Annotated in this window: 10 protein-coding genes; 1 reads left to right on the top strand and 9 read right to left on the bottom strand. The window is 65.0% G+C overall.

Annotation, left to right across the window (positions count from 1 at the left end; all coding sequences use genetic code 11):
- The 7 genes from RT028_RS18145 to RT028_RS18115 all read right to left on the bottom strand — a co-directional run.
- On the bottom strand, positions 1-894 hold an 894-nt coding region (locus RT028_RS18145), incomplete at its 3' end, for a protein-glutamate O-methyltransferase CheR (RefSeq protein ID WP_312936548.1).
- The gene (locus RT028_RS18140) at positions 891-1,409 is read right to left on the bottom strand and encodes a chemotaxis protein CheW (protein WP_312936546.1); all 519 of its coding nucleotides are present in this window, start codon (positions 1,407-1,409) and stop codon (positions 891-893) included. The genes RT028_RS18140 and RT028_RS18145, both read right to left, overlap by 4 nt.
- 6 nt (positions 1,410-1,415) lie before the next feature.
- Positions 1,416-3,038: a methyl-accepting chemotaxis protein gene (locus RT028_RS18135; RefSeq protein WP_312936545.1), complete on the bottom strand. Its 1,623-nt coding sequence runs from the start codon at positions 3,036-3,038 to the stop codon at positions 1,416-1,418.
- Between the two features lie 118 nt (positions 3,039-3,156).
- On the bottom strand, positions 3,157-3,987 hold the full coding sequence (locus RT028_RS18130) for a tellurite resistance TerB family protein (RefSeq protein ID WP_312936544.1): 831 nt from the start codon (positions 3,985-3,987) through the stop codon (positions 3,157-3,159).
- Between the two features lie 342 nt (positions 3,988-4,329).
- Positions 4,330-5,436: an NADH:flavin oxidoreductase/NADH oxidase gene (locus RT028_RS18125; protein ID WP_312936542.1), complete on the bottom strand. Its 1,107-nt coding sequence runs from the start codon at positions 5,434-5,436 to the stop codon at positions 4,330-4,332.
- A 165-nt stretch (positions 5,437-5,601) separates the two neighbouring features.
- Positions 5,602-7,311: a single-stranded-DNA-specific exonuclease RecJ gene (gene recJ / locus RT028_RS18120; RefSeq protein WP_312936540.1), complete on the bottom strand. Its 1,710-nt coding sequence runs from the start codon at positions 7,309-7,311 to the stop codon at positions 5,602-5,604.
- 30 nt (positions 7,312-7,341) lie between these two features.
- Positions 7,342-7,884, bottom strand: coding sequence for a YaeQ family protein (locus RT028_RS18115; protein WP_312936538.1), 543 nt, complete (start codon positions 7,882-7,884; stop codon positions 7,342-7,344).
- 139 nt (positions 7,885-8,023) lie between these two features.
- On the opposite strand from RT028_RS18115, the gene RT028_RS18110 reads away from it, so the two are divergent.
- On the top strand, positions 8,024-9,235 hold the full coding sequence (locus tag RT028_RS18110) for a CaiB/BaiF CoA transferase family protein (RefSeq protein ID WP_409567299.1): 1,212 nt from the start codon (positions 8,024-8,026) through the stop codon (positions 9,233-9,235).
- Positions 9,236-9,398: 163 nt separating this feature from the next.
- Here the strand turns inward: RT028_RS18110 and RT028_RS18105 are convergent, their stop codons facing one another.
- Both RT028_RS18105 and RT028_RS18100 read right to left on the bottom strand, forming a co-directional pair.
- Positions 9,399-9,680, bottom strand: a complete 282-nt coding sequence (locus RT028_RS18105; RefSeq protein WP_312936534.1) for a DUF3509 domain-containing protein — start codon at positions 9,678-9,680, stop codon at positions 9,399-9,401.
- Between the two features lie 76 nt (positions 9,681-9,756).
- Positions 9,757-10,167, bottom strand: a complete 411-nt coding sequence (locus RT028_RS18100; RefSeq protein ID WP_312936532.1) for a histidine kinase — start codon at positions 10,165-10,167, stop codon at positions 9,757-9,759.
- Positions 10,168-10,336: the final 169 nt, after the last annotated feature.

Below are 10,336 nucleotides of genomic sequence, written 5' to 3'. Positions count from 1 at the left end.
GGACGCGGTGGCAGGCGCTGGCGGCGTTGACGAGAACGGGGCGGCCAGCGCGGTCGACCTGGGCAGACCCGCAGATGCCGTGGGCAGCACCCGCGCTGGCGGTTCCTGGCGCACGTAGGCGAACGACTGCGCAATGCCCACCGGACGCATGCCCAGGCGCGCCAGCAGGCTGCCTTCGGCCGGGCCGATGAACAGCACGCCCTGGGGTTGCATCAGGCGCTTGAGCACCTCGAACACGCGCTGTTGGGTGGGCAGGTCGAAATAGATCAGCAGGTTGCGGCAGAAGACGAAATCGTACTGCCCGTCACGCGCCTGCAGCGCAGGGTCAAGCACATTGCCGACCTGCAAGGTGACCTGCGCACGCACGCGCGGGTGCAGGTGCTGGCCGTCTTCGTCTTCACTGAAGTGCCGCTCGCGGAATGCCACATCGGCGCCGCGGAACGAGTTGCGGCCATACAGCGCCTGCTCGGCCTTGGCGATCGACACCGGGCTGATGTCCATCGCATCGATGCTGAAGCTGCTGGGCGCAAGGCCGCTGTCGAGCAAGGCCATGGCGATCGAGTAGGGTTCTTCGCCGGTCGAGCAGGGCAGGCTTAGCAGGCGCAATGGGCGGCTCGGGCTGCGCTCGGCCAGGCACTTGCGGGCCAGGGTCACCAGGGCGGCGAACGAGTCGGGGTAGCGGAAGAACCAGGTCTCCGGAACGATCACCGCCTCGATCAGCGCCTGTTGCTCGACCGCCGACTGTTGCAGGTGCAGCCAGTAGTCATCCAGGTCACGGGCCTGAATCGCCAGGCAACGCTGCTGCAACGCTCGCTCGACCATGCCGGCGCCGACCGATTCGACGTCCAGGCCGATGCGCACCTGCAGGAAACGGAAGAAACGGTTGTCGTTCATGCTGGCACCTCGCGGCCATCCAGCGGGAACAGCAACTGGCGCACGGCCTCGGGCAGCAGGTCGGCAATCTGGATGCGTTGTACCAGGCCACGCTCGTCCTGGCGCACCGGGCCCAGGTAGGCCGCCTCGGGGTTGTCCAGGCCATAGGGCTGGAAGTCGTCGGCATGGCAGCGCAAGGTCTCGCTGGCCTGTTCGAGGATCAGCCCCAGTTGCAGGTCACGTCCGTCGCCGGGCCGGTAATGCACCCGCACCAGGCGGGTGCTGGTGCGCTGCAGCGAGGGCGTGGCAAAGGTCAGTTGCGCAAGGTCGATAACCGGGATCAGCACGCCGCGATGGGCGAACACGCCTGCGACCCACGCCGGCGCCTGGGCAATGGGCTTGAGCGGACGATGGTGCAGCACCTCGATCACTTCGTGCACATCCAGGGCAAAGCGCTCGGCCTTGAGCCGAAACAGCAGGTACAACGTGCCCTTGCCTGGGCGCTGCGGCGCCACGCGATCACTCGAGTCGCTCATGGCCGGTCAGACTTTGAACCGCGAAACACCGCCGCGCAGGCCTGCGGCGACCTGGCTCAGTTCGTCGATGGCGAAGCTGGCCTGGCGCAGGGATTCCACGGTCTGGGTACTGGCATCGCTGAGCTGGGCCAGCGCCTGATTGATCTGCTCGGCGCCGGTGGCCTGGGCCTGCATGCCCTCATTGACCATCAGCACGCGCGGTGCCAAGGCTTGCACCTGCTGGATGATCTGCGTGAGCTGTTCGCCGACCTGGGTCACCTCGAACATGCCGCGGCGCACCTCCTCGGAGAACTTGTCCATGCCCATGACCCCCGCCGATACGGCCGACTGGATCTCGCGCACCATCTGTTCGATGTCATAGGTCGCTACAGCGGTCTGGTCAGCCAGGCGGCGCACTTCAGTCGCTACCACGGCAAAACCGCGACCATACTCCCCGGCTTTTTCCGCCTCGATGGCGGCATTGAGCGAGAGCAGGTTGGTCTGGTCGGCAACCTTGACGATGGTCACCACCACCTGATTGATGTTGCCGGCCTTCTCATTGAGGATGCCCAGCTTGGCATTGACCAGTTCGGCGGCGCCCATCACCTGGTGCATGGTGTCTTCCATGCGTGCCACGCCCTGCTGACCGGCACCGGCCAGGCTCGACGCCTGGTCGGCGGCACTGGTCACTTCGCTCATGGTGCGCACCAGATCGCGCGAGGTGGCGGCGATCTCGCGCGAGGTTGCGCCGATCTCGGTGGTGGTGGCGGCGGTTTCGGTGGCGGTGGCCTGCTGCTGCTTGGAGGTGGCGGCGATCTCGGTCACCGAGGTGGTCACCTGCACCGACGAGCGCTGGGCCTGGGACACCAGGCTGGCGAGCGACTCGGCCATTTCGTTGAAGCCGGTCTCGATGGCGCCGAACTCGTCACGCCGCGCCAGGTCCAGGCGCATGCTCAGGTCGCCTGAGCGCAGGCGGTCGAGCGCCATGACGATTTTCTGCATGGGGTCGAAAATCGCGCGCATCAGCAGCAAGCCGCAGATGCCCGCAGCGATGATCGCCAGCGCCAGCGAGACGATCATGCTGACCTTGGCCGTGGCCACTGCTGCGACGATGTCGTTGGAGGCGTCGTTGGCGCGGTCACGGTTGCGTTCGATGACATCGTTGAGGTGTTTGCGGCCTTCGGCCCAGGCCGGGGTCAGGACCTCGATGATCAGCCGCTCGGCCTCGACGAAGTTCTGCTCACGGTAGGCCTGGAGCACTTGCCCGATCAGCTCCACGTAGCGCTGCTGCATCACTACGAAGGCGTCGAAACTGGCGCGGTCTTCGAGGGTGCGGATGGTCTGCTGGTAACTGCTCATCGACTGATGAAGACGCTCGTCGAAGGCCTTGAACATCTCCGCGTCGGCCGTGGTGACCTCGCGGTGGCGCGACAGCCCGACCAGCTGCTGCGTGCTGACGTAGCTGTCGACCCAGGCGCTGCGGATCATCGAGCTGTAGTACACCCCGGGAATGCTGTCGGAGCCGACCGCCTCTTCGCTGGACTCGATGGCCACCAGCTTGGAATAAGCTGCCACGATCATCAGCAGCATGATGGCGATGATCACGGCGAAACTCGCCAGAATCCGTTGGCGCATGGTCCAGTTCTTCACGTTCAGCCCTCAGGGATACCCTACAAGCGGGGAAATCGCACGAGTATAGCCTAGGCTTCCTACGCAATTGCGGGAGAAGTTCCGGTAACAATGGCGTCCTTGCCTACATAAATAGCATTTAGCCAGCTTGCTGGGCACCGGCGAGCCGGGCCTGGGCTTCCAGCTCGTGGCGAAGGCCGGGGTCCAGGCGCAATTGCCGGGCCAGCTCGTCCAGGTAGGCACGCTCCATGAAGTTCTCCTCATCGACCATCATCAGGCTGGCCAGGAACATCTCGGCGGCCATTTCCGGGGTCCTGGCCGCTTGCGCCACTTCGGTCGGGTCCAGCGGTTTGGCCAGTTCGGCTTGCAGCCACTGGTGCAGTTCAGGGTCGCTGTCCAAGCGGCTGAATTCACCCTCGATCAACGCGCGCTCGCGCTCATCGACATGGCCATCGGCCTTGGCGGCAGCGACCAGTGCCTGCAGCACGGCCTGGCAATGTTGTTCGGCCTGGTCGGCGGGTACGCGGTCGAGGGTTTGCGGTTCGCGGGGTGGGGCACTGTCGGGGTTGGCTGAGTGGGAAGCGACGGCATTGGCGGAACTCGTCGAATCGGCCTGAGGGGCCTGGTTGGGGGTGGTCTGATAGGCCTGATTGGCCTGGTTACCGTTGGCTTGGTTGGCGTTGGCCTGACTGGCCTGCCAGGCACCATAAGCCTTGTAGGCCAGCATGCCGAGCGCGGCCAGACCGCCGTAGCTGACGGCCTTGCCGCCTGCCTTGCGGGTTCGCTTGTTGCCCAGAAGTGCGCCCAACGCCCCCGCGCCCAGGGCTCCACCGCCCATGCCGGACAACAGGCCACCCAGGCCGGAACCGGAGCTGGAACCGGATGAGGCACCCGGTGTTTTGCCGGCGTGCTGTTTAAGCAGGTCCTGGCCGGATTTGAGCAATTGGTCGAGCAAGCCGCGGGTGTTCATGCCGGTGTCTCCGAGAACGGGGAAGGGTACTCAGGGTGAGACTGGCAGGTGTCGAAGGCGGTTCAGCGATGGCCGGCGAGCGGTCAGGGGATTTGAGACGGGATGTTACTCGGCGCTGCGTGCGTTTGCAGTTGCGCGTGCATAGGCAAGGTTATCGAGGTGGAAGCTTTAGGGCGGCTGCGCCGCCCATCGCGACGGACCGGAACGCCGGACCGCCGCTCCAGGGGGCGCAGGGGGTCCGCCAGGGTGGGGGCTCGATCGGGCTCGATCGGGCTAGACGCGGCCGGCCGTCAGCTCGCCTCAGCGTGATGAGCGGTGAACCCACCCTGCGCTGCGCGCTCCTCAGTCACGCAAATCGGATTCATGAATCGGGCTGGCCCGGCTGGTCGCACGTTGATACTGCGCGGGCCAGGTTGCCTTGTGCCCGCCCAGGTCATCGTCGGCATGCAGCGGCCAGTACGGGTCGCGCAGCAGCTCGCGGGCGAGGAATATCAGGTCCGCCTGGCCGGTGCGCAGGATGTGTTCGGCTTGAGCCGGTTCGGTAATCATGCCCACGGTACCGGTGGCCATTTCCGATTCCTTGCGTACCCGCTCGGCGAACCGCGTCTGGTAGCCAGGCCCTGTAGGGATCTCGGCATTGGCCGAGGTGCCGCCCGATGAGACATCGATCAGATCGACGCCAATGGCCCGCAAACGTCGCGCCAGCTCCACGGTTTCATCAGGGTTCCAACCGTCTTCGACCCAGTCGGTGGCCGACACGCGTACGAACAGTGGCAGCTCGGCAGGCCACACATCGCGCACGGCCTGAGTCACCTCAAGCGTCAGGCGAATGCGGTTTTCAAAGCAGCTGCCATAGCTATCCCGACGCTGGTTGCTCAGCGGCGAGAGGAACTGGTGCAACAGGTAGCCATGGGCGGCGTGCACTTCGACCACCTTGAAACCCGCCGTCAACGCGCGGCGCGCGGCGTCGGTAAAGGCCTGGATGATCTCGGCGATCTCGTGCTCGGACAGCGCCCGCGGCGCGGTGTGTTCGGGATCGAATGCAATGGGCGAAGGCCCGACCGGCTGCCAGCCGCCCTCCTCCTGGGGCACGCTGCCATGCTTGCCAATCCAGGGCCGATGGGTGCTGGCCTTGCGACCGGCATGGGCCAGCTGAATACCCGGCACGGCGCCCTGGGCGGTGATGAAGCGGGTGATGCGCTGCAGCGGCGCGATCTGCTCGTCACACCACAGGCCAAGGTCGCCAGCCGTGATCCGGCCATCGGCGGTGACGGCCGTGGCTTCGGTGATGATCAACCCGGCGCCGCCTACAGCGCGGCTGCCCAGGTGCACCAGGTGCCAGTCGTTGGCCAGGCCATCGGCAGCGGAATACTGGCACATGGGGGACACGGCGATGCGGTTGGGCAAGGTCAACTGACGCAGGGTGTAGGGCTCTAGCAGCAGGCTCATGGAAAGACCTCCCAGGACTCCAAGGGTAATGCGGCCCGGACGCTCATATGCAGCCTGGATCCGGTACCACGTCTCTGAGACTAGACCAGTTTGCCCTGGGCAATGGTTCCCACTGATTCGCCGCGCGAGCCCTGAGCGGTGCGATTCTCAGGCCGCCCAACGCCCTCAGCGAGGCTCGATATGGGCAATCAGCAATTGCACGCTTTCGTTGCCCCGGAACTCGTTGACGTCGAGCTTGTAGGCCAGCTCCACCCATTGCACGGTCGGATTGGGCCAGATCTCGCGATCCACGCCGAAGGCAATGCCGTCCAGGCGCACGGCGCCGCATTCGCTCTTCAGCACCACCTTCAGATGACGCTCACCGACGATGCGCTGCTCCACCAGCTGGAACACACCGTGGAACAGCGGCTCCGGAAAATGCTGGCCCCAGGGCCCGGCATTGCGCAGCGCGCGGGCCAGCTCCAGATGAAATTCCTCCACCGCCAGGCTGCCGTCGGACAGCAGCCGCCCGGTAAGGTCTTCCTCGACCAGCTGCCGGCGCACTTCGTCGTCGAAGGCTTGGGAAAACGCCGGAAAGTGTTCGGCGGGCAGGGTCAGACCGGCAGCCATGGCATGCCCGCCGAACTTGCTGATCAGATCAGGATGGCGAGCCGCAACGGCGTCTAGCGCATCGCGGATGTGAAACCCCTGAACCGAGCGCGCCGAGCCCTTGAGCAACCCGTCGCCAGCGTCGGCGAAGGCAATGGTTGGCCGGTGATAGCGCTCTTTCAGGCGCGAGGCGAGGATGCCGATGACGCCTTGGTGCCAGTCGGCGTCGAACAGGCACAGGCCATAGGGCAGGGTCTCGACGGCAATGTCCTTGAGCTGGGCCAGCGCCTCGCGCTGCATGCCTTGCTCGATGCTCTTGCGATCCTGGTTGAGACCGTCCAGTTGCTGGGCCATGTCGAGCGCCGTGGCGGCGTCTTCGCAGAGCAGGCATTCGATGCCCAGGCTCATGTCGTCCAGCCGGCCTGCGGCGTTCAACCGCGGGCCCAGGATGAAGCCCAGGTCAGTAGAGTTAAGGCGGCTGTGATCACGCCGCGCCACCTCCAGGATGGCCTTGAGCCCCGGTCGCGCGCGGCCTGCCCTGATCCGCTCCAGGCCCTGGTGGACGAGGATGCGGTTGTTGGCATCGAGCGGCACCACGTCAGCCACGCTGCCCAGGGCCACCAGATCGAGCAGCTCGCCGATGTTCGGCTGTGGCTGCTGCGCGTAACGGCCGAGGCTGCGCAGGCGCGCACGCAAGGCCATCAGCACGTAGAAGATCACACCGACGCCGGCCAGCGCCTTGCTGGGGAATTCGCAGCCCGGCTGGTTTGGATTGACGATGGCGTCGGCGTCGGGCAACTGCGGCCCTGGCAAGTGGTGGTCGGTGACCAGCACCTTGAGCCCCGCAGCCTTGGCTGCCGCCACGCCTTCAACGCTGGAAATGCCGTTGTCCACGGTGATCAGCAGCTGCGGTTGACGCTGCAGCGCGACGGCAACGATCTCCGGGGTCAGCCCGTAGCCGTACTCGAAGCGGTTGGGCACCAGGTAATCGACGTGTGCCGCACCCAGCAGGCGTAATCCCAGCACCCCCACGGTGCTGGCCGTGGCGCCGTCGGCGTCGAAGTCACCGACGATCAGCAGCCGCTGGCCCTGGTCGATGGCCTCGACCAGCAGCTCGACCGCAGCGTCGATCCCCTTGAGCTGCTGATAGGGCAGCAGCCGCGCCAGGCTCTTGTCCAGTTCGGCTTCACTCTGTACGCCGCGGGCGGCATACAGGCGGGTCAGCAAGGGTGGCAGGTTGCCCAGCACAGGCAACGGCGAAGGCAATGCTCGAGGTTCGATACGCATGGGGTCTTCGGTAATCAGGGGAAAGTCAGGTCAGCCGCGCTCACCGAGCAGCCATTGCAGTTGCACTTCGTGCTGGCCGCGGTCATCGGTGACGAACACCGTGCCCTCGCTGATCATCACGTCCCACTTGATGGTGCGTGGCATGTCCTTGGCCAGGACTTCCAGCACTTCTTGCGGCACGGCCGCGATGTTGAGGTTCTTCAGCGACTTCACCGCGCCGATCACCTTGGTCTCCCAGACACGCAGGCTGCCATAGGCCAGCAAACTGGTCCGCTCGGTGCGCCGTGAACACCAGGTGAGGCGCTCGGCATCGGGCTGGCCGACTTCGATCCAGTGCAGGATGCGGTCGTCCAGGCTCTTTTCCCACAATGCCGCTTCATCCACGTCTGACAGACCACGGCCAAACGACAACTGCTCGTTGTACCAGAGCGCGTAGGCCAGCAAGCGCACGGTCATACGCTCCTCGGTTTCCGAAGGGTGGCGGGCAATGGTCTGACGCACGCTTTCGTATACGCCGCGGTCGAGGTCGGTCAGGTTCAGTTCGAATTTGTAGGTCGTGGACGGCTGGGCCATAGGAAGGGCTTCGTGCTCGGTGTCGAAAAAGTCCGCCAGTCTAACCGATCCCAGCCCTCAACGGCGCTCCGCTGACCCAGTGGCAGGCGCTATCGGGTCACTGCCGCCTGTGATAAAACCCCCGCTCTGCCCCGCCGCCATGGAACGTCGCATGTCTACGCCCAGCAAACCCCTCGCCGGCCTCAAGGTCATCGAACTCGGCACCCTGATCGCCGGCCCTTTCGCCTCACGCATCTGCGCTGAATTCGGCGCCGAGGTGATCAAGGTGGAATCCCCGGATGGCGGCGATCCGCTGCGCAAGTGGCGAAAACTCTATGAAGGCACCTCGCTGTGGTGGTTCGTGCAGGCGCGCAACAAACAGTCGCTGACCCTCAACCTCAAGCACGAAGAAGGGCGCGAGGTGCTCAAGCGCCTGCTCAGCGAGGCTGACATCCTGATCGAGAACTTCCGCCCCGGCGTGCTGGAAAAGCTCGGCCTGGGCTGGGATGTGCTGCATGCGCTCAATCCGCGCCTGGTGATGGTGCGCCTGTCGGGCTTCGGCCAGACCGGGCCGATGAAGGATCAGCCAGGGTTTGGCGCGGTGGGCGAATCCATGGGCGGCCTGCGCTATATCACCGGCTTCGCCGATCGCCCGCCGGTGCGCACGGGCATTTCCATCGGTGACTCGATTGCCGCGCTATGGGGCGTGATCGGAGCGTTGATGGCCTTGCGTCATCGCGAGGTCAATGGCGGTGGCGGGCAAGTGGTGGACGTGGCGCTGTACGAAGCCATCTTCGCCATGATGGAAAGCATGGTGCCGGAATTCGATGTGTTCGGTTTCATCCGCGAGCGCACCGGCAACATCATGCCGGGCATCACACCCTCATGCATCCACACCAGCGCCGATGGCCGGCACGTGCAGATCGGCGCCAACGGTGACGCCATCTTCAAGCGGCTGATGCACGCACTGGGTCGCCCGGACCTTGCCGAGGACCCAACCCTGGCCAGCAACGATGGGCGCGACCTGCGCCGCGACGAGCTGTATGGCGTGATCGACCGCTGGGTCAATGGCTTGGCGCTGGACGAGGTGATGCGCGCACTGACGGCGGCCGAGGTGCCAGCCAGCCGCATCTTTTCGGCTGAAGACATGTTCAGTGATCCGCAATTTCTGGCCCGCGACATGCTGCTGCAGGCCACCCTCCCCGACGGCAAGCCGTTCAAGATGCCCGGCATCGTGCCCAAGCTCTCGGAAACCCCGGGCGGCACCGAGTGGGTGGGGCCGGCGTTGGGTGAACACACCGATACCGTGCTGACAGCCCTGGGCTACGACGCGGCGACGATTGCCCGGTTGCGAAGCAGTGGCGCGATCTGAGGCCGGCCAATAGCGCCTCGCAAACTGCAGGCAAAAGAAACCCCGGTCGCTGGGGTAACCGACCGGGGTTGAAGTCAAAGCCAACCTTGGGCTTTGCGTGGCCGCCCTGTCGGTACCGGAGCAAAGCAACGACCGACGACCCTTGAATGATCTGACGGCAACCTCAGGCGAAGGTTCCCTGCGCGACCTTGCACTGTTGCGCGGCGGCGATGACACAGGGCTGCAAACGCCCTTCGGCGATCTGCAGGTCGCGGTGCAAACCGTCGACCAGATCGACCAGCATGCGGTGGTCCTGCAACTGATAGGGGCTGACCGCGCGGCTGAGGACGTGCCCGCCGTGGTCATCGAGAACGGTGAGCAGGCGCTGGCCACGGGCGTCTTCTTCGCCCAGCCGGGTGTGATAAGGGGTCAAGGCATCGTTGAGCAGTCTGCAGATTCGTTCCATCCGGCGTACTCGCTTGTTCTGTTGGATACAGACGTACTGACCTGCAAGCGAAGCGGAAAGTTCTGTACCCCGCAGCCTAAGCGGGCTGCTGCCCCAACGGACGGGTGATGCCGTTCAGCCGTCGCAGCGCCAGACTGAGCGCCGGTGCCGACAACGGCCAGGTCAGCTCACCCAACACCCACAGCCCACGCTCGCGGGCCAGACGCGCAAAATCCGGGCGCTTGGCCTGCGGCTTGCCGACAAACAGCAACGCCGGGGTAGCAGGTGCACTGCGCAGCCGATCAAGCAGCACCTTGCCGGAGCGGGCCGGCATGGCCTGGTCGAGAATCAGCAGGTCGGCGGGGCTGGGAGCTTGCAGCGACAGGGGTGCAGTGAGCAGGTCGTTGACCAGCCGCACGCGAAAGATGCCCTGGGCGTTGCAGGCCTGGTGCAAGGTGATCTGGTGAAACGGGTGCTGTTGATGAATGAGAACGGTGAGCCGGTTCATGAGTCGCTCCGCGACGCCGCACGCGCGGCCGGAAAAGCCCGTCACTTTAGGAAGCGTTTCGCGCCGGAGATATAGGAAATTACTTATTTAACCGTGAAGAAATTCCTGAATCAAAGGATCGAGTAGGAGGCGGATTCACATCCGCCGTCCTCTCACACCACCGTGCGTA

It is taken from the genome of Pseudomonas sp. (assembly GCF_032058845.1).
Lineage (GTDB): Bacteria > Pseudomonadota > Gammaproteobacteria > Pseudomonadales > Pseudomonadaceae > Aquipseudomonas.
Note: the sequence above shows the minus strand (reverse complement) of the source record. Positions and strands in the feature narration are given on the sequence as shown.